Origin of the sequence: Streptomyces griseus subsp. griseus (assembly GCF_003610995.1) — a bacterium.
Taxonomy (GTDB): domain Bacteria; phylum Actinomycetota; class Actinomycetes; order Streptomycetales; family Streptomycetaceae; genus Streptomyces.
The window spans coordinates 3,515,563-3,533,419 of record NZ_CP032543.1 but is presented as its reverse complement, the minus strand read 5'-3'; the positions used below and the strand labels follow the sequence as shown (position 1 = coordinate 3,533,419).

The window sequence follows — 17,857 nt, the reverse complement described above, 5'->3', positions numbered from 1 at the left end:
CCTAGTTCCCCCGCTGCCTTGCTGCTCCTGCTGGCCGGCCCGCTCCTCCGGTGAAGGCCCGAACGCCTCGTCCACGGACCGGTCGAACGCCTCCTGGTCCACGCCGAACAGATCGTTCAGCTGGTCGGCCTGGCGTCCGCCGTTCCCCTCGGTGACGAGCGCCCGCCCGGTGTCCTTCCAGGTCTGCCCGGCCTCATCGGCGGTCCGCTCGAACGACTCGCGACTGTAGTCCGGACTCAGATAGTCCGGGGTGAAGACATCGCCCCAGTGCTGCTGGACGATCTCGTCTTCCGAGGCATGCGGATCCCCCACGCCCGCGTTCACGGCGATCTTGAACGTCCCCTCGACGTACCGGTCCTCCTCCCACACGATCCCGGCCGCCAGCCCCAGCTTCGCCGCGATCGCATTGGCGTCCTGGACCAGCGCACGGACGCCCCACTCCCACCGCTCGCAGAAGTCCTCGAAGTCCACCGACAGCCCGTGGTGACCGGCTTCCATCCCGGTCATCGACAGGTCCGAGAGCCCCTTGCCGAGCACCGCACCGGTACCGGTACCGATCTCCCTCAACTCGGCAACGGCCTCACGCAGCCCGCTGGTGATCTGCTGAACACTGACGGGATCAACGTTGAGGTCTTCCGCCCCGGTACCGCTCACCGCTGCTGCCCCCCGCTCGGGCCGTCCGCGTCGACGGCGACGGCATCCGGCACGATCCCCACCACCGGCGGGAACAACATCGACCCGTCCGGATCGGCCACGTTCACCGCGACCCCGGCCGGTACTCCCATGGCCGGAATGATTTCGTCCAGCAATCGCGCCCCCCGGAACACGGCATACTCCCAACTCCGCGAGGCGGCTCCGGCCCCCTCCACCACAGCCCGCTCCGCCGCGAACCGGGCCAACGCCCCCTCATCGGTGAACCCGCACACCCACCGCACCCCACCGAACTCCGCGGTCCACAACCCCCCACCGTCGAACGGCACCAGCACCAACGCCCGCCGCAGCTCACCCACCAGAGCCTGCGGATCACCGACCCCGGCCCGCCGCTCGGCTATCCGCTCCACCAGCGCTGCTCCGTCACCCACCGGAAGCCCTCCCCGTACGCGAGCCGTCACCCTTCACTTCTGCACACGCTAGAACACCACGCCCGTCGGCAACCCCGTAGTTCCCGCCGTCCCCACAGCCTCCACACCTCAGGCCGACCCCGAACACAAGAAGAGCCCCGGTCGCTGACCAGGGCCTTCATCAAAGCAGGTGACGAGAATCGAACTCCCGATCCGAGCTTGGGAATCAGCGGTGCTTCGGCTGTCAAAGGGGTCCTGAACTGGGGTTTGCAGTGGGCAGGTGGATGGCCCCTTGTCTCTGAGAGCCGTATCTGACCGCTATCGTCCGCTCTGCTGGGCACGGATGGGGCACAGGGGGGCGATTGACCTGGCGTGCACCGTGCTGAGCGCATCTGGCCTCCATGCGCCCATCAGTCTTCGTGCGGACTCTCCAGCTCTTGGAGCCGTTCGCTGATGTCGGTGGCCCATGCCTGTGCCCACTGGCGCAGCCCGGTGATCGCTTGTTCGTCGAGTCCGTAGGCGGCGAATTCCGTGTCGTCGATCCAGTCAGCTCCCGTCAACCGCGCTTGGAGCTCGCTCAGGTCGAAGGAGTCGCGGGCGTGGCGTCGACCGAGCTCTTCGAGTTCGACATGGCTCCAGCGGTTCGCGGCAGCCTGTACGTCGATCAGGTCCCTGGCGAGTCCGCGGTCGAAGAGTGCGCGGACTTTGGTCCCGACGACATCTTCGAGGGACAGCACCAGTCCGTGGTCGGTGTGTACGGGCGGTCGCCACAGCGCTTCCTTGAGGATGTCGACCTCGCACTCTTCGTGACTGATGGGATCGGTGACGATCAGGCGTGCGGAGAGCGGGTCTGTTTCCAGAGCGCTGACCTGCCACCCGTGTTGTTCCAGGCCGACGCGGACCGCAGCAGCAATGTCCTCCATGCGAACGGAAGTCTCGGTCGCAACGTCGAGGTCCTGGCTGAGGCGGTCGACCAGGCCGTGTGCCTGGACTGCGTAGCCGCCGGTAAGCGCCAGAGGGTAGGCACCGCCCACGGCGAGTACATCAGCCAGCAGGCGACGGTGCAGATCGGTGAGGTTCACGCAGCAGCCTGGGCGCTGTGAGCCAGCTCGTCGAAGGCGTGCTCCCAGACTTCACGGACATCACGGCTGATCAGTGTGCGCAGCGTGGGCCACAGGCTGACGAGGAGGCCGCGGTTGAGGTACTGGACCAGGTCGTCGTGCTGGCCCTCGGCCAACACGATGCGGTAGTAGCTCATCCGTAGCCGTGGCTGGTCGAGGTCGAACGTGGTCAGCCCCGACCATGCCAGGTGAAGTGGCAGGCGTACCGTGCCGTGCTCGGGGCCGACAAGCTCGGAGAGTGCTGCGGGCGTTCGCCGGGCGAACTTGGCACGGCGGAGATCGGAAAGACTGGGCTGTGATGCCATAGGTCGATTATCCAGGGAGAGGCCACCGAAGCCGACCGGCCGCATCCAAGGTGACCCGAACGAAGAAGCCCCGGGCCGCTGGCCTGGGGCTTTCATGTGGAGCGGGTGACGAGAATCGAACTCGCGCTCTGAGCTTGGGAAGCTCATGTTCTACCATTAAACTACACCCGCGAAGCATGCCGATGACCGGCGTTGCATCGTCACACACTGTACCCCATGTCAGGCCCCCGGCGGATGAGCCGTGGGGTCTTCTCGTGCTGTGCCCCAAGGGGTGGGCCGGGTGGACGCGGTTGGGGTGGGCGGGAGTTGGGGGCGTAGCGTGGGTGGTCGGAGTGCCGCTTGTGGTGGCGTCCTGTTCATCCCCTAATGTGGCTTTCTCGTCCATATGTGGTTGGGGAAGGGACTTGATGGAGTCGATGGAGCGCACCGTCGTCCGCTGTGCCGAAGGGCATGTTTTCGCTACCTCGTCGTTCCCGATGCAGCAGCTCGGGGCCGACCGGATCGGGCCGGGGCGGTTGATCCGGTGTCCCCGGTGTGCACGGTTGCGGCAGGCCGTTCCCGTGGGGTTCGAGAAGCGGTAGGGGTATAGGCGGAAGGCACCGGCGCCGGTCCGGTTGGGGTGGGGTCGTGCCTTCTGCGTATCCTCGGGGCGTGCTTCTCTCAGACAAGGACATCCGGGCCGAGATCGACGCCGGGCGAGTCCGTATCGATCCGTACGACCCTTCGATGGTGCAGCCGTCGAGCATCGACGTGCGGCTGGACCGCTATTTCCGGGTGTTCGAGAACCACCGGTACCCGCACATCGACCCGGCGGTGGAACAGCCTGATCTGACGCGGACCGTCGAGCCCGAGGGGGATGACGCCTTCATCCTGCACCCGGGCGAGTTCGTGCTGGCGTCCACGTACGAGGTGATCTCGCTCCCCGACGACCTGGCCTCGCGGCTGGAGGGGAAGAGTTCGCTCGGGCGGCTCGGTCTGGTGACGCACTCGACGGCCGGGTTCATCGATCCCGGGTTCTCCGGGCACGTGACCCTGGAGCTGTCGAACCTCGCGACGCTCCCCATAAAGCTCTGGCCGGGCATGAAGATCGGGCAGCTGTGTCTGTTCAAGCTGACCTCGTCCGCCGAGTTCCCCTACGGCTCCGAGCGGTACGAGTCGCGGTACCAGGGGCAGCGGGGGCCCACGGCCTCACGGTCGTTCCAGAACTTCCATCGGACCCAGGTGTGATCAATCGTGGCCAGTGACGTGCGGGAAAATCTTACCTACGAGGGCTTCGGGCGGGCCGTGCGCGAGCTCGCGCAGGCCGTTGCCGACGACGGGTACGAGCCCGATGTCGTTCTCAGCATCGCCCGGGGTGGGGTCTTCGTTGCCGGTGGGCTCGCCTATGCCCTTGACTGCAAGAACATCCACCTCGTCAACGTGGAGTTCTACACCGGGGTCGGGACGACCCTGGAGATGCCCGTGATGCTGGCGCCGGTCCCCAACGCGATCGACTTCTCGGAGAAGAAGGTCCTGATCGCCGATGATGTCGCCGATACGGGGAAGACCCTCAAGCTCGTCCACGACTTCTGCGTCGATCACGTCGCCGAGGTCCGCAGCGCCGTCATCTACGAGAAGTCCCACTCCCTCGTGAAGTGCGAGTACGTGTGGAAGAAGACCGATCAGTGGATCAACTTCCCGTGGAGCGTGGAGAAGCCCGTCGTGCGGCGGGACGGGCAGGTCCTCGACGCGTAGGGCCACGCCGGTGGACGGACACGTGGGGTCATGCCCTGTGGATGGACGCGTAGGGCCATGCCCTGTGGAATATGAGCAGGCCCCCGGAGTGCGTCCCGCGCTTCCGGGGGCCTGCTCATATCGGTCTCGGCCTCAGATCGTGCCCAGCTTGATGATCGACAGCAGCGCGAGCAGCTGGATCGCCGACGCTCCCAGCGCCTTCGGCCACGGCAGGTCGTGCGACTTGCTCACCATCGACGTGAACAGTGCGCCGGCCGCCAGCCAGGTCAGCCAGCCCAGGATCTGCACCAGGGAGTTCTCGCCGCCCAGGAAGAGGGCGAAGAGCAGCCGCGGGGCGTCGGTGATCGACATGATCAGCATCGACAGGCCCACCGTCGGCTGCCAGGAGCCCGTGCCGCCCAGCTGGCGGGCCAGGGTGTGGGTCACCGCGCCGAGGACCAGGCCGCCGATGACGAAGCCGACGCCGGTGAAGAGGACGTACGGGACGGCCGTCGCGACCGGTGCCTTGATCGCCTCGTCGCGCGCCTGGTCGAAGCCGAACAGCGCCAGCAGGCCGTAGAGGAACGTGACGATCAGCGCCGGGGCCCAGACCGCGTAGTCGCGCATCTGCCAGAACGTGGGGCCCGGGCGCGTGACGATGCCGGTCAGCAGTGCCTTCCAGGGCAGGCGCGGGCCTGCGGGCTGGGCGGGGGCGGAGCCGGCGCGGTAGGTGTTGCCGTCGCCGTACGGGTCCTCGTCGATGCTGAACGCCTGCGTGTGACCCGGGTTGTTGGCGTACGGGTCATGGGGTGCGGGGTCGGCGTAGGGGTCGCCGAAATACTCCGGCTCGCCGTGCCCGCCGCGGGTTCCGTGCGGGCCTTGGTGGCCCTGCCCGTGTCTGCCGTCGTACCCGTCGGCCGCATGGCCGCCGCCGTTGTACGGGGCGCCCTGCGGGGCTCCGTACGGTGGCGCCGCGCCGTTGCCGCCGCCTCCTGCCGACGGCCACGGCTGAGCTCCGTACGGCGGCTGAGGTGCCTGCCCTCCGTACGGCTGCTGCCGCTGCTGCTGCGGTTGTTGCGGGGTGCGGTTGTCCCGGCCGCGTCCGATCCTGAATCCAGCCACCCGTCGAACGTACCTGGTCCCCGGTGGTGGGGGGTGGGGGCCGGGGGAACCCGCCCGCCATTGCGGCCGAGCTGTGACATCCCCTAGGGGGCGCGGGGAGGGGAGTTCAGGGCCGTACGAGGGTTGGGGCGGGGAGAGTTCGGGGAGTCCGGGCTCACGGTAGGAACAGGGACGTCGAGAACGTCAGGACCGGGTCGTCCGTGTTCCCCGCCGCGTACAGCGCGATCAGGTCCTCACGTCCGCCGCGGTGCGTCCGTACGACCGTGTCCGCCTTCTTGTCGCCGTCGAAGTCGCCGTGGGACAGGAGCGTGGTGCGGGTGGTGCCCCTGGTGCGCAGGGGGGCCTCGGGGAGCTTCTCCGCCCGGAAGGTGTACGCGCCTCCGGCGCGCGCCGGGCCCTCCGCCGAGCCCAGCAGCAGGGTCCCCTTCGCCGCCTTGCCGGGCGTACGGGGGCGGGCGGTGGCGACGAGGTCGTCGTGGCCGTCGCCGTCGGTGTCGGCCTCCGGCTCGGGGGCGTACAGGTACGGGCCGCCGTCCGGGATCAGTTCCGCGCCGGCCGGGGACCCGGTGCGGGTGAAGGGGCCGCGCAGGAAGGAGATCCGGCCGTCGCCGGCGGTGACCGCGAGGTCGGTGCTGCCGTCGCCGTCGAAGTCGCCGCAGACCGGGTGCTCGGGCCACTCCTTGCCGAACCGGGCCTGCGCCGGGATGCGTACGGTCACCGCCCTGCCGGTCAGGCCCTCCGGCGAGCCGAACAGGATCTGGAGCGGGACGGGCGGGGCGCCGACGCCGTTGTACGGGGGGTCGGTGGAGACGACCAGGTCCGTGAAGCCGTCCCCGTCCAGGTCGCAGGCGGCCTCGGCGTCGAACGCGGCCGGCAGGGTGTTCCCGGACTTCGCCGCGTTGGCGCGGGCGTTCAGCAGCTGGCGGGCGCCCGGGTCGAGGGGGCGGTCCCCGGTGCCGTACACGATGCCTGTCCCCGCGTCGTCGCCGTGCGGGCCCTCGGGTGCCTTCACCAGGTCGTTGATGACCAGGTCCTGGTGGCCGTCGCCGTTGAAGTCGTACGGGACACGGCTTCCCCCGCCGTGCGGGACGGGGACCAGGGGGACGGGCTCGGTGTCGCCGTTCTTGGCGTCGGTGGCGGCGGGGGAGGGGCCGGAGGCCGAGGAGCTGTCGCAGGCCGTGAGCATCAGCAGCAGACCGGCGCAGCCTGCGGCGAGGGCGGCCGCGGCCCTGGTGGTGGCCGTCGCCGCTGTCGTTGCCTTCGGGTGCGTGTTGCTCGTGCGCACGGGGCCTCGTTCGTTCGTCGCTCTGTGTCTGTCGTGGAGGGTCGGGCTCCGGTTCGACGGTGTCCGGGGCACATGATGCTCCAGACGGGCCCGGCGCGTACATGTCGGGAATCACATGCGGGCCGCGTCACCCCGTCCGCGTACGCACGGAAAAGCGGCCGGTCCTGCCCCCGAGGCAGGTCCGGCCGCTCATCGCGCTGATGCGTTACGTCACTTTGCCGGTTCCGGCTCCGGTGCGTCCACCTGCTCCGGCTCACCGGTCGGGTCGGCGGGCGCCTTCACGGACTCCAGCAGGAGCTGCGAGACGTCCACGACCTGGATGGACTCCTTGGCCTGGCCGTCGTTCTTCTTGCCGTTGACCGAGTCGGTCAGCATGACGAGGCAGAACGGGCAGGCCGTCGAGACGATGTCCGGGTTGAGGGCGAGGGCCTCGTCGACGCGCTCGTTGTTGACGCGCTTGCCGATCCGCTCCTCCATCCACATCCGGGCACCACCGGCGCCGCAGCAGAAGCCGCGCTCCTTGTGGCGGTGCATCTCCTCGTTCCGCAGACCCGGGACCTTGGCGATGATCTCGCGCGGCGGGGTGTAGATCTTGTTGTGCCGGCCCAGGTAGCACGGGTCGTGGTAGGTGATCAGGCCCTCGACCGGGGTCACCGGGATCAGCCTGCCCTCGTCGATGAGGTGCTGGAGCAGCTGCGTGTGGTGGATGACCTCGTACTCGCCGCCCAGCTGCGGGTACTCGTTGGCGATCGTGTTGAAGCAGTGCGGGCAGGTCGCGACGATCTTCTTCGACGACTTGGGCTTCTTCGTCTCCGGCTCGACGTTGCCCTCGTCGTCGAAGGACTCGCCGTACGCCATGTTCAGCATCGCGACGTTCTCCTGGCCGAGCTGCTGGAACAGCGGCTCGTTGCCCAGGCGGCGGGCGGAGTCACCCGTGCACTTCTCGTCGCCGCCCATGATCGCGAACTTGACGCCCGCGATGTGCAGCAGCTCCGCGAAGGCCTTGGTGGTCTTCTTGGCCCGGTCCTCCAGGGCGCCCGCGCAGCCGACCCAGTACAGGTAGTCGACCTCGGTGAGGTCCTCGACGTCCTTGCCGACGATCGGGACCTCGAAGTCGACCTCCTTGGTCCACTCCACGCGCTGCTTCTTGGCCAGCCCCCAGGGGTTGCCCTTCTTCTCCAGGTTCTTGAGCATCGTGCCCGCCTCGGACGGGAACGCGGACTCGATCATCACCTGGTAGCGGCGCATGTCGACGATGTGGTCGATGTGCTCGATGTCGACCGGGCACTGCTCCACGCACGCACCGCAGGTGGTGCAGGACCAGAGCACGTCCGGGTCGATGACGCCGTTCTCCTCGGCGGTGCCGATCAGCGGGCGCTCGGCCTCGGCGAGGGCGGCCGCGGGGACGTCCTTGAGCTGCTCCTCGGTGGCCTTCTCGTTGCCCTCCATGTCCTTGCCGCCGCCGGCCAGGAGGTAGGGGGCCTTGGCGTGCGCGTGGTCGCGCAGCGACATGATCAGGAGCTTCGGGGAGAGCGGCTTGCCGGTGTTCCACGCGGGGCACTGCGACTGGCAGCGGCCGCACTCGGTGCAGGTGGAGAAGTCGAGGATGCCCTTCCAGGAGAACTGCTCGACCTGGGAGACACCGAAGACGGCGTCCTCGGCCGGGTCCTCCCAGTCGATCTCCTTGCCGCCGGTCGTCATCGGCTGGAGCGCGCCGAGCGCCACGTCGCCGTTGGCGTTCCGCTTGAACCAGATGTTCGGGAAGCCGAGGAAACGGTGCCAGGCGACACCCATGTTGGTGTTGAGCGAGACCGTGATCATCCAGATCAGCGAGGTGCCGATCTTGATCATCGCGGTGAGGTAGATGAGCGTCTGGAGCGTGCTGACGCTCAGCCCCTTGAAGGCGAGCACCAGGGGGTACGACACGAAGTAGGCGGCGTCGTAGCTGCCGACGTTATGGATCGCGCCCTCAAGGCCGCGCAGGGTGAGGATCGCGAGGCCGATGATCAGGATGATGTACTCGACGAAGTACGCCTGCCAGGCCTTGGAGCCGGCGAAGCGCGACTTGCGGCCGGCCCGCGAGGGCAGGTTCAGCAGCCGGATCGCCATCAGGGCGACGATGCCGACGACCGTCATCAGGCCGATGAACTCGATGTACATCTCGAACGGCAGGAAGTTGCCGATGACCGGCAGCACCCAGTCCGCCTGGAAGAGCTGCCCGTACGCCTGGAGCAGCGTCGGCGGCAGGGTCAGGAAGCCGATCGCGACGAACCAGTGGGCGAAGCCGACGATGCCCCACCGGTTCATCCGGGTGTGGCCGAGGAACTCCTTGACCAGCGTGATCGTGCGGGCCTTGGGGTCGTCGGTGCGGCTGCCTGCTGGTACCGGCTGTCCGAGACGGACGAAGCGGTAGATCTGCGCGACGGCTCGGGTGATGAGCGCAACGCCGACGACCGTCAGCACCAGCGACACGATGATCGCGGCGAGTTGCATTTCGGGGCTCCTCGGGCCTGCGAGAGCGGGATCCAGTTACGTCTGCCCACTACTACTAAGCAGTAACTTAATTAGTCTGTGCTGACACTATCCACTTAGTCCACCCGGCTGTAGCCGGGCGAGCGGTGATCTGTGTCGCTCAGGTGTGCCTTGGTTGACCGTGCCTTCCCGAGCGCCGTCCGCAGGGAACCGCGTACGGCTTCCGCGAGGATCGCCAGGTCGAGTACGACTCCATGGTGCTCTGCGTAGTGCTGGTCCAGCAGGGCGGGGTCGTCCCACGGCATCCCGGACCGGGCCCGCACCTGCGCCAGCCCGGTCCACCCCGGCCGCAGCTCCTGCCGCCACTGCCGGGCCCCCGGCCACGCGGCGCGCGGGTCGCCCGGGGCCAGCGGGGCCGGTCCTACGAGGGAGAGCTCGCCCCGGACGACGTGGGGGAGCCGGGAGAACAGGTCCAGCCGGAGCCGGCGGGTGCGCAGGGTGCGGAGCGTGAAGACCTGGCCGCCCAGACCCGTACGGGTGCTGCGCTTCCATACGTTGCCGGGGCCCCGCCGGGCCGCGAGGGCGAGGGCCCCGACGGCGACGGCGGGGGCGGTCGCCACCAGGAGGGCGGTGCCGAGGGCCAGGTCCAGCACCCGCTCGGCCGATGCGCGGGGGGCGAGGCGGTCCGCGAGGTGCTCGGCCCGGTCGCTGAGACCCGCCAGGCGTGCGGCGGGGCGCGAGGGGAAGTGGCCCCGGGCGGTGCCGGTGGGGCGCGGGTGTGGGTGCCTTCGGGGGGCGGGGGGCTCGGTGGCGTACGGGGTCGAGGGCGGGGGCGGGGGTGGCTGAGCTGCGGGGTGGCGGTGCGGCGGGGGGCCCGCGGGCGCCTGCGCCTGTGGTTCCGCCTGGCCCGGCGACTCGGCCTGCGCCTGTGTCCGGGGCTGTGCCCGGACCTCTGTCTGCGCCTGCGGCTGGGCCTGCTTCCCCGGTGCCTTCTTTCCCTGTGCCTGCTGTCCCTGCCGTCCCTGCTGCTTCTTCCGCTGGTTCTTCTGTCGCACGCGCCGCTGTCTCGCGTTCCGCATCGCGCCCGCCCGGGGTTCGGAGTCCGATGAAGTGTGTGCCCGTACCAGCCGATCGATGACGTTTGTGACCGTCTCGCGGCATTTTGTGACAGAACGATCCCACGGTGGGATGGTGGGTCGGGGGAACGGCGCGATGGTGACGCGCACCGGCACCTAAGTTGAGTCGGCTCGACTCAGGTCTGTTGACTCCGGGACGGGTCTCGTGCATTCTTGAGTCAGATCCACTCAAGTAGTCAGTTGGAGGAATTGAAATGGCACGTGCGGTCGGCATCGACCTGGGCACGACTAACTCCGTCGTCAGCGTTCTCGAAGGCGGCGAGCCCACCGTCATCACCAACGCCGAAGGCGCCAGGACCACGCCGTCCGTCGTCGCCTTCGCCAAGAACGGCGAGGTGCTCGTCGGCGAGGTGGCCAAGCGCCAGGCAGTCACCAACGTCGACAGGACCATCCGCTCCGTCAAGCGCCACATGGGCACTGACTGGAAGATCGACCTCGACGGCAAGAGCTTCAACCCGCAGCAGATGAGCGCCTTCATCCTGCAGAAGCTGAAGCGCGACGCCGAGTCCTACCTGGGCGAGAAGGTGACCGACGCGGTCATCACCGTCCCGGCGTACTTCAACGACTCCGAGCGTCAGGCGACCAAGGAGGCCGGTGAGATCGCGGGCCTCAACGTCCTGCGCATCGTCAACGAGCCGACCGCCGCCGCGCTGGCGTACGGCCTGGACAAGGACGACCAGACGATCCTCGTCTTCGACCTCGGCGGCGGCACCTTCGACGTGTCGCTCCTGGAGATCGGTGACGGCGTCGTCGAGGTGAAGGCCACCAACGGTGACAACCAGCTCGGTGGTGACGACTGGGACCAGCGCGTCGTCGACTACCTGGTGAAGCAGTTCGCCAACGGCCACGGCGTGGACCTGTCCAAGGACAAGATGGCTCTCCAGCGTCTCCGCGAGGCCGCGGAGAAGGCGAAGATCGAGCTCTCGTCCTCGACCGAGACCACGATCAACCTGCCCTACATCACGGCGTCCGCCGAGGGTCCGCTGCACCTGGACGAGAAGCTCACGCGCTCGCAGTTCCAGCAGCTGACCTCGGACCTCCTGGACCGCTGCAAGACCCCGTTCCACAACGTCATCAAGGACGCGGGCATCCAGCTCTCCGAGATCGACCACGTCGTTCTCGTCGGTGGCTCCACCCGTATGCCGGCCGTCGCCGAGCTCGTCAAGGAGCTCACCGCCGGCCAGGAGGCCAACAAGAGCGTGAACCCGGACGAGGTCGTCGCCATCGGCGCCTCGCTCCAGGCCGGTGTCCTCAAGGGCGAGGTCAAGGACGTCCTGCTCCTCGACGTCACCCCGCTCTCCCTCGGGATCGAGACCAAGGGAGGGATCATGACCAAGCTCATCGAGCGCAACACCACGATCCCGACCAAGCGTTCCGAGATCTTCACGACGGCCGAGGACAACCAGCCCTCCGTGCAGATCCAGGTCTACCAGGGCGAGCGCGAGATCGCGGCGTACAACAAGAAGCTCGGGATGTTCGAGCTGACCGGTCTGCCGCCGGCCCCGCGCGGTGTGCCGCAGATCGAGGTCGCCTTCGACATCGACGCCAACGGCATCATGCACGTCGCCGCCAAGGACCTCGGCACCGGCAAGGAGCAGAAGATGACCGTCACCGGCGGCTCCTCGCTGCCGAAGGACGAGGTCAACCGGATGCGCGAAGAGGCCGAGAAGTACGCGGAGGAGGACCACGCCCGCCGCGAGGCCGCCGAGTCGCGCAACCAGGGCGAGCAGCTCGTCTACCAGACGGAGAAGTTCCTCAAGGACAACGAGGACAAGGTCCCCGGTGACGTCAAGACGGAGGTGGAGACCGCTGTCGGCGAGCTGAAGGAGAAGCTCAAGGGCGAGGACACCGCCGAGATCCGTACGGCCACCGAGAAGGTCGCCGCCGTCTCCCAGAAGCTGGGCCAGGCGATGTACGCCAACGCCCAGGCCGATGGCGGGACGCCGGGTGCCGAGGCTCCGGGCGATGCCCAGGGCAAGGCCGATGACGATGTCGTCGACGCCGAGATCGTGGACGACGAGAAGGACACCAAGGGCGGTGCGGCGTGACCGAGGAGACTCCGGGCTTCGAGGAGAAGCCCGACGTCCCCTCCGGCGCCACCCCTGATGACGCCGAGCCGAAGGACGCCGACTCCTCCGAGGAGGAGGAGACGGCGGCCCCGGCCGGGGACACCGACCGGACCGCCGGCCTGACCGCAGAGCTGGACCAGGTCCGCACCGCGCTCGGCGAGCGCACCGCGGACCTCCAGCGGCTCCAGGCCGAATACCAGAACTACCGCCGCCGCGTGGAGCGGGACCGGGTCACGGTCAAGGAGATCGCCGTCGCGAACCTCCTGTCCGAGCTCCTGCCCGTGCTCGACGACGTCGGCCGCGCACGGGAGCACGGTGAGCTGCTCGGCGGCTTCAAGTCGGTCGCCGAATCGCTGGAGACGGTCGTCGCGAAGCTGGGCCTCCAGCAGTTCGGCAAGGAGGGCGAGCCCTTCGACCCGACGATCCACGAGGCCCTGATGCACAGCTACGCGCCGGACGTCACCGAGACGACCTGCGTGGCGATCCTCCAGCCGGGGTATCGCATCGGCGAGCGCACCATCCGCCCCGCGCGGGTGGCCGTCGCCGAGCCGCAGCCGGGCGCCACGCCCGCGGCGGCCAAGGAAGAGAAGACAGACGACGAGGAGAGCGGTGGCACCGAGGAGGTCTGACGACACCACGTCCGACCACCAGGGTGCACACCGACCGGTCCGGCGGCCGGCCCACGGGCCGGCCGCCGCGCCGATCGTCCGGAAGGAGGGACGTCGATGAGCACGAAGGACTTCGTCGAGAAGGACTACTACAAGGTCCTCGGCGTCCCCAAGGACGCCACCGACGCCGAGATCAAGAAGGCGTACCGCAAGCTCGCCCGTGAGTTCCACCCCGACGCCAACAAGGGTGACGCCAAGGCGGAGGAGCGGTTCAAGGAGATCTCCGAGGCGAACGACGTCCTCGGCGACTCCAAGCGGCGCAAGGAGTACGACGAGGCGCGCGCCCTCTTCGGCAACGGTGGCTTCCGCGCCGGCCCCGGTGGTGCGGGCGGCAACTTCAACTTCGACCTGGGCGACCTCTTCGGCGGCGGCGCCCCGGGCGGCGGACAGGGCGGTGCGGGCGGCGGGTTCGGCGGCGGCGGAGGCGGTCTCGGCGACGTCTTCGGCGGGCTGTTCAACCGCGGCGGTACCGGCGCCCGGGTCCAGCCGCGGCGAGGCCAGGACATCGAGTCCGAGGTGACGCTCAGCTTCACCGAGGCGGTCGACGGGGCCACGGTCCCGCTGCGGATGTCCAGCCAGGCGCCCTGCAAGGCGTGTTCGGGCACCGGTGACAAGAACGGCACCCCCAGGGTCTGTCCGACCTGTGTCGGCACCGGCCAGGTCTCGCGCGGCACCGGCGGCGGGTTCTCGCTCACCGACCCGTGCGTGGACTGCAAGGGCCGGGGCCTCATCGCCCAGGACCCCTGCGACGTCTGCCACGGCAGCGGCCGGGCCAAGTCGGCCCGCACGATGCAGGTCAGGATCCCGGCGGGCGTCTCCGACGGCCAGCGGATCCGGCTGCGCGGCAAGGGCGGCCCGGGCGAGCGCGGCGGTCCGGCCGGCGATCTGTACGTCGTCGTCCACGTCGGCGCCCACCCGGTCTTCGGCCGCAAGGGCGACAACCTCACGGTCACCGTGCCTGTCACCTTCGCCGAGGCGACGCTCGGCGGCGAGGTGAAGGTCCCCACCCTCGGCGGACCGCCGGTCACCCTGAAACTGCCCCCGGGCACCCCCAACGGGCGTACTATGCGCGCCCGGGGCAAGGGCGCGGTCCGCAAGGACGGCACCCGCGGCGACCTGCTGGTCACCGTGGAGGTGGCGGTCCCCAAGGGCCTCGGCCAGGAGGCCAGGGACGCGCTGGAGACCTACCGCAAGGCGACCGCGGACGAGGACCCGCGGGCGGAACTGTTCCAGGCCGCGAAGGGAGCTTGAGATGGACGGCCGTCGACGCAATCCGTACCAGCTGACCGATGAATCGCCGGTGTACGTGATCTCGATCGCGGCCCAGCTCTCGGGCCTGCACCCGCAGACGCTGCGCCAGTACGACCGTCTCGGCCTGGTCTCCCCGGACCGTACGGCCGGGCGCGGCCGGCGCTACTCGGCCCGCGACATCGAGTTGCTGCGCACCGTGCAGCAGCTGTCGCAGGACGAGGGCATCAACCTGGCGGGCATCAAGCGCATCATCGAGCTGGAGAACCAGGTGACCGCGCTCCAGCAGCGCGTGGCCGAGCTCTCGGCGGCGGTGGACGGCGCGGCGGTGGCCATGCAGCAGCGCGAGGCCCAGGTGCACGCCTCGTACCGGCGCGATCTCGTGCCCTACCAGGACGTGCAGCAGACCAGCGCGCTGGTGGTGTGGCGGCCGAAGCCGAAGAGGCCGCCGACGGAGCAGTAGAGGACCACGGGGACTTTGCGGGGCCGGGAGAGCGTTCATGACGCCTTCCCGGCCCCGCTGTCGTGTTCGCCTCACGTACCGCCCTGACCGGCCCCGACGATGCCCGACTCGACGAGGAGCGCGCAGAGGTGGGTGCGGCTGGCGGCGCCGAGGGCCTGCACGAGTCTGGCGATGTGGGATGGGCAGGTGTGGACGCTGATGCCCATCGTGCGGGCGACGACGTTGTCGACGTGGCCTTCGGCGAGGAGGCAGGCGATGCTGTGCTGGACGGCGGTGACCGGGGCGCCGGGGGCGGTCGTCCGGTGGTTCTCGGCCAGGGGGACGGCCTGGGCCCAGAGGGCCTCGTACACCTGGATCAGGTAGGAGACCAGGGCGGGGTGGCTGATCCGCAGGGCGGCGGTGTCGCGGTCGGCACAGGCCGGGAGGTACGCCACGGTCCGGTCGACGATCAGCCGTCCGACGGTCAGATCGGTGGTGCGCACCTGGAGGTGCTGGGCCGGGACCTGGGAGAGGTAGTCCCTGACGGTGCCGCTGTAGCGGGCCGGGTGCTGGTAGATGTGCCGGATCCTGGCGTCGCGCCGGACGGCGGTGTGGGCGTTGGCCACGCCCTCCTGGAGGACGCCGGCCGGGCGGTCGCTGCCGGGCTGGATGCGGTGCAAGAAGTTGACGGGGGTACCGGCGTAGTTCTGCGGGGAGTGTGGGCCTGTCGGTGAGCCGGGAACCTCCTCGGCATCACCTGGGCGTCGGCTGTCTTCTCCCCATTGCGCGGCCCCGCACGGGTTCCCGGACGGGGGGATCTCATCGCGCGGTCAGGAATCCGATTCCAGGATTCCTGACCGCGCGATGAGATAACCGAGTTGGGCCCGGCTGTTGCTGCCGAGCGCGGCACTGAGTTTGGCGATGTGGGAGCGGCAGGTGCGCACATTCATGCCCAGGCGGCGGGCGATGGCCTCGTCCACATGGCCCTCGACCAGCAGTTTGGCGATGGAATGACGTACTCCGGAAATCCCTTCCGGTACGGGGTCGTAAGGGATCTGGTCCTGCAGCGGGACCGCGCGTTGCCAGAACTGCTCGAATACCTTGGCGAGGTACTTCACAATGCCCGGGTGCCGTAGTTCGAGAGCCACGCTTCGGTCGTCCGTGGCCGGAATGAACGCGACGGTGTGGTCGAAGATCATGAGGCGTTCCACGAGTTCTTCGAGGGTGCGGATCTCCATCTTGCTCTCCGCCATGCGCGCGGCGTAGTTGAGAGTTCCCTGACTATGACGGGCGGTGTGCTGGTACAGGGTGCGCATGCCCACCCCGCGCTGCATGAGCATGTTGCCGCGCTCCATGGCCATGTTCAGCGTGTCCTCGCTGCGGCCGCCTCCGGGCTGGATGGTGAGGACTTCGGAGTGGCACTCGGCCATGGCGAGTTTTATGGAGGCGTTGATGCGGCCGATGCCTTCGAGGACGGTGATCGCGTGGGTGATCGGCGGCGTCTGGGCGCTGACGGCCATGAAGGGTTCGAACGCCTTGGTGAGCTCGATCGAGAGGCGCCTGCGCTCCTGTATCTCGCGCTCGATGGGATGGAGCCGCTGGGTGAGGGCCGCGAACGCCGGCACGGGCCGTAGCCAGGTGGGGTCGTCCGGATCGGGGTGCAGCAGGGCGAACTCCAGCAGGCATGGAGCGTCCTCCGCCTCGGTGCGGGCTATCTTCCCCACGCTCAGCGCACTGGCGTAGAGCCGTGCCCCCTCGTCGCACAAAGTGCTGACAGAGTGGGGATGTGTCGCTTTTTTCCCATCCGTGGTCAATTCTCCACCCCCCAGGAACATGCATCAGCAGGAACATGATGCATCGTTTCTGTGGTTTGACGTGCCTTGATGAGCCATCGTCTTGTGATGCGGGGGAGAGGAAACCTTGGAAGTAAGGACGAAGCCCACCATGAGTAACAAAACGCTTCGCTCGGTGCTTGCTGTGGCCTTCTCCGCCGGGCTCGCGTTCGGGGTGTTCGGTGCCTCGGACCTGACCCGGGGCGATGTACCTCATCAGGCAGTCGCAGCTTGGTCGAAGGCGGCGCCGAAGCCAGGTGATGTCGTTTGGGATACCGTCCCCGCCCGTCAGACAGGGGTGAACGCGGAAGCGGCCCACCTCGCCGACAGGGCATGGGACTTCGCCCCGACCGAAAAGGACCGAGCATGACCACGCCGCCGGACGACCGCACCTTCCGGCGCGAGATGGCAACCGCCTATCGCTCAGGGTGGCATTTCATCGATCTGCTCACGGCACTCCCCCGTCGTGGCGACTCGTTGATGGTCACCCTGTTCGGAGAGCCGATCGTCGTCGTGATGGAAGAGGACGAGGACGTCCGCGCCTATCGCTGTCTCCGGCGCCCCCGTGGCGCGCCGCAGCCCGTCCGCTGCGCCGTCAGGTACGGGATGATCTTTGTGAACCTCGATCAGCGGGACCACGAGCTGATCGCGTCAGAACCCCTTTCCGCCACCCCCCGCAGTGCCTGAGCGATTCCCCCGTCGTCACCTGTCGCTCCAGGCGCTTCCCCCACACAGCGGCGCCACCGTGACCTGAACACGGTGGCGCCGTTGTGCTGTTCCGGTTCGGGGGACGGGCGGGGCGCGGTCAGGCTTTTCCGAGCGCCCGGTCGACGGCGATCTCGATGACGATGCGCTCCGGGTTGGGCCTCGGCGTGCGCTCGTAGCGCTCCGCGTAACGGCTCTCCGCGTCCGCGACGGCCTCCGGTTCGCTCCGGATGGTCGCGACGCCCTCCAGCGTCGCCCAGCGCGCCTTGTGCATCTGGCAGACGGCGACCCGTGCCCCCTCCGGGCCGGCGGCCAGGATGTTGGCGACCTTGCGGGTGCCCCTGCCGGTGATCACGCGGGCCACCCCGGCCTCCGGGTCGTACGTCACGCCCACCGGCACCACGTGCGGTGTGCCGTCGGGGCGGAGCGTCGTCAGCGTGCACACGTGGCGCTCGCGCCAGAACGCGAGGTACTCGGGGGTGGGGTTCCGTACGTCTGCCATGGGTGAAGCGTAGGCGGCGCGGGGTGCGGACGCGGTGGCGGGCGGACCCGGCAGCCCGTTCACTCGGAGCGGAGGGCCGGCGTGCCGTATTCTTTCCTTGAGTGGAATAGACTCAACTTTGTGCACGTTGTTTCCGTCAAGGGACGGGTTCCAGCTGCGAGGAGGAGTAAGCACAC

17 protein-coding genes, 1 tRNA gene and 1 pseudogene are annotated in these 17,857 nt (G+C 68.8%); 7 read left to right on the top strand and 12 right to left on the bottom strand.

Annotated features, from left to right (window positions below):
- Positions 1 to 6: 6 nt before the first annotated feature.
- From D6270_RS33090 to D6270_RS15725, 5 genes and pseudogenes are all read right to left on the bottom strand, one after another.
- Positions 7 to 654, bottom strand: a pseudogene (locus D6270_RS33090) (hypothetical protein); the annotation flags it as partial.
- Positions 651 to 1,082: a hypothetical protein gene (locus D6270_RS15740; RefSeq protein WP_109164842.1), complete on the bottom strand. Its 432-nt coding sequence runs from the start codon at positions 1,080 to 1,082 to the stop codon at positions 651 to 653. The gene D6270_RS15740 and the pseudogene D6270_RS33090, both read right to left, overlap by 4 nt.
- A gap of 389 nt (positions 1,083 to 1,471) precedes the next feature.
- A complete protein-coding gene (locus D6270_RS15735) occupies positions 1,472 to 2,143 on the bottom strand; it encodes a nucleotidyl transferase AbiEii/AbiGii toxin family protein (protein WP_109164843.1) in 672 nt (223 codons plus the stop codon).
- On the bottom strand, positions 2,140 to 2,487 hold the full coding sequence (locus D6270_RS15730; RefSeq protein ID WP_073218904.1) for a transcriptional regulator: 348 nt from the start codon (positions 2,485 to 2,487) through the stop codon (positions 2,140 to 2,142). The genes D6270_RS15735 and D6270_RS15730 overlap by 4 nt, the downstream gene beginning before the upstream one ends.
- Before the next feature lie 97 nt (positions 2,488 to 2,584).
- Positions 2,585 to 2,658 (bottom strand) — tRNA-Gly (locus tag D6270_RS15725).
- 480 nt (positions 2,659 to 3,138) lie between these two features.
- On the opposite strand from D6270_RS15725, the gene dcd reads away from it, so the two are divergent.
- A complete protein-coding gene (dcd, locus tag D6270_RS15720) occupies positions 3,139 to 3,714 on the top strand; it encodes a dCTP deaminase (protein ID WP_093690006.1) in 576 nt (191 codons plus the stop codon).
- A 6-nt stretch (positions 3,715 to 3,720) separates the two neighbouring features.
- Positions 3,721 to 4,221, top strand: a complete 501-nt coding sequence (locus D6270_RS15715; RefSeq protein ID WP_109164844.1) for a phosphoribosyltransferase — start codon at positions 3,721 to 3,723, stop codon at positions 4,219 to 4,221.
- Between the two features lie 132 nt (positions 4,222 to 4,353).
- On the opposite strand, the gene D6270_RS15710 is transcribed toward D6270_RS15715, so the two are convergent.
- The 4 genes from D6270_RS15710 to D6270_RS15695 form a co-directional block, all read right to left on the bottom strand.
- A complete protein-coding gene (locus tag D6270_RS15710) occupies positions 4,354 to 5,322 on the bottom strand; it encodes a Yip1 family protein (protein WP_109164845.1) in 969 nt (322 codons plus the stop codon).
- Positions 5,323 to 5,476: 154 nt separating this feature from the next.
- A complete protein-coding gene (locus D6270_RS15705; RefSeq protein WP_204117113.1) occupies positions 5,477 to 6,607 on the bottom strand; it encodes an FG-GAP repeat domain-containing protein in 1,131 nt (376 codons plus the stop codon).
- A 210-nt stretch (positions 6,608 to 6,817) separates the two neighbouring features.
- Positions 6,818 to 9,100: a (Fe-S)-binding protein gene (locus D6270_RS15700; RefSeq protein ID WP_109164846.1), complete on the bottom strand. Its 2,283-nt coding sequence runs from the start codon at positions 9,098 to 9,100 to the stop codon at positions 6,818 to 6,820.
- 95 nt (positions 9,101 to 9,195) lie between these two features.
- Positions 9,196 to 9,801 (bottom strand): sugar transferase, encoded by a 606-nt coding sequence (locus D6270_RS15695; protein WP_109167422.1) that lies wholly within the window; start codon positions 9,799 to 9,801, stop codon positions 9,196 to 9,198.
- 608 nt (positions 9,802 to 10,409) lie between these two features.
- On the opposite strand from D6270_RS15695, the gene dnaK reads away from it, so the two are divergent.
- From dnaK to D6270_RS15675, 4 genes are all read left to right on the top strand, one after another.
- On the top strand, positions 10,410 to 12,263 hold the full coding sequence (gene dnaK / locus D6270_RS15690; protein ID WP_109164847.1) for a molecular chaperone DnaK: 1,854 nt from the start codon (positions 10,410 to 10,412) through the stop codon (positions 12,261 to 12,263).
- On the top strand, positions 12,260 to 12,913 hold the full coding sequence (gene grpE / locus D6270_RS15685) for a nucleotide exchange factor GrpE (protein ID WP_109164848.1): 654 nt from the start codon (positions 12,260 to 12,262) through the stop codon (positions 12,911 to 12,913). The genes dnaK and grpE overlap by 4 nt, the downstream gene beginning before the upstream one ends.
- 96 nt (positions 12,914 to 13,009) lie before the next feature.
- Positions 13,010 to 14,203: a molecular chaperone DnaJ gene (gene dnaJ, locus D6270_RS15680; protein WP_109164849.1), complete on the top strand. Its 1,194-nt coding sequence runs from the start codon at positions 13,010 to 13,012 to the stop codon at positions 14,201 to 14,203.
- A gap of 1 nt (position 14,204) precedes the next feature.
- On the top strand, positions 14,205 to 14,663 hold the full coding sequence (locus D6270_RS15675; protein ID WP_109164850.1) for a heat shock protein transcriptional repressor HspR: 459 nt from the start codon (positions 14,205 to 14,207) through the stop codon (positions 14,661 to 14,663).
- A 71-nt stretch (positions 14,664 to 14,734) separates the two neighbouring features.
- Here D6270_RS15675 and D6270_RS15670 read toward each other — a convergent pair whose 3' ends face one another.
- Both D6270_RS15670 and D6270_RS15665 read right to left on the bottom strand, forming a co-directional pair.
- Complete coding sequence (locus tag D6270_RS15670; RefSeq protein WP_391040797.1) at positions 14,735 to 15,322, bottom strand: helix-turn-helix transcriptional regulator; 588 nt, start codon at positions 15,320 to 15,322, stop codon at positions 14,735 to 14,737.
- A gap of 150 nt (positions 15,323 to 15,472) precedes the next feature.
- Positions 15,473 to 16,477 carry a helix-turn-helix transcriptional regulator gene (locus tag D6270_RS15665; RefSeq protein WP_109164851.1) on the bottom strand — a complete coding sequence of 335 codons (1,005 nt, stop codon included), beginning with the start codon at positions 16,475 to 16,477 and terminating at the stop codon, positions 15,473 to 15,475.
- A 363-nt stretch (positions 16,478 to 16,840) separates the two neighbouring features.
- Between D6270_RS15665 and D6270_RS15655 the strand changes: the two genes are divergently transcribed.
- Positions 16,841 to 17,161: a Rieske (2Fe-2S) protein gene (locus tag D6270_RS15655; RefSeq protein ID WP_015609572.1), complete on the top strand. Its 321-nt coding sequence runs from the start codon at positions 16,841 to 16,843 to the stop codon at positions 17,159 to 17,161.
- 118 nt (positions 17,162 to 17,279) lie between these two features.
- Here D6270_RS15655 and D6270_RS15650 read toward each other — a convergent pair whose 3' ends face one another.
- Entirely contained in the window at positions 17,280 to 17,681 is a 402-nt protein-coding gene (locus D6270_RS15650; RefSeq protein ID WP_109167423.1) for a pyridoxamine 5'-phosphate oxidase family protein, read from the bottom strand.
- Between the last annotated feature and the right edge of the window lie 176 nt (positions 17,682 to 17,857).

Coding starts and splice junctions, on each gene's coding strand:
- dnaK (WP_109164847.1), top strand. CDS start 10,410: ATGGCACGTGCGGTCGGCATCGACCTGGGCACGACTAACTCCGTCGTC.
- D6270_RS15655 (WP_015609572.1), top strand. CDS start 16,841: ATGACCACGCCGCCGGACGACCGCACCTTCCGGCGCGAGATGGCAACC.
- D6270_RS15665 (WP_109164851.1), bottom strand. CDS start 16,477: ATGTTCCTGGGGGGTGGAGAATTGACCACGGATGGGAAAAAAGCGACA.
- dnaJ (WP_109164849.1), top strand. CDS start 13,010: ATGAGCACGAAGGACTTCGTCGAGAAGGACTACTACAAGGTCCTCGGC.
- D6270_RS15730 (WP_073218904.1), bottom strand. CDS start 2,487: ATGGCATCACAGCCCAGTCTTTCCGATCTCCGCCGTGCCAAGTTCGCC.
- D6270_RS15700 (WP_109164846.1), bottom strand. CDS start 9,100: ATGCAACTCGCCGCGATCATCGTGTCGCTGGTGCTGACGGTCGTCGGC.
- D6270_RS15675 (WP_109164850.1), top strand. CDS start 14,205: ATGGACGGCCGTCGACGCAATCCGTACCAGCTGACCGATGAATCGCCG.
- D6270_RS15650 (WP_109167423.1), bottom strand. CDS start 17,681: ATGGCAGACGTACGGAACCCCACCCCCGAGTACCTCGCGTTCTGGCGC.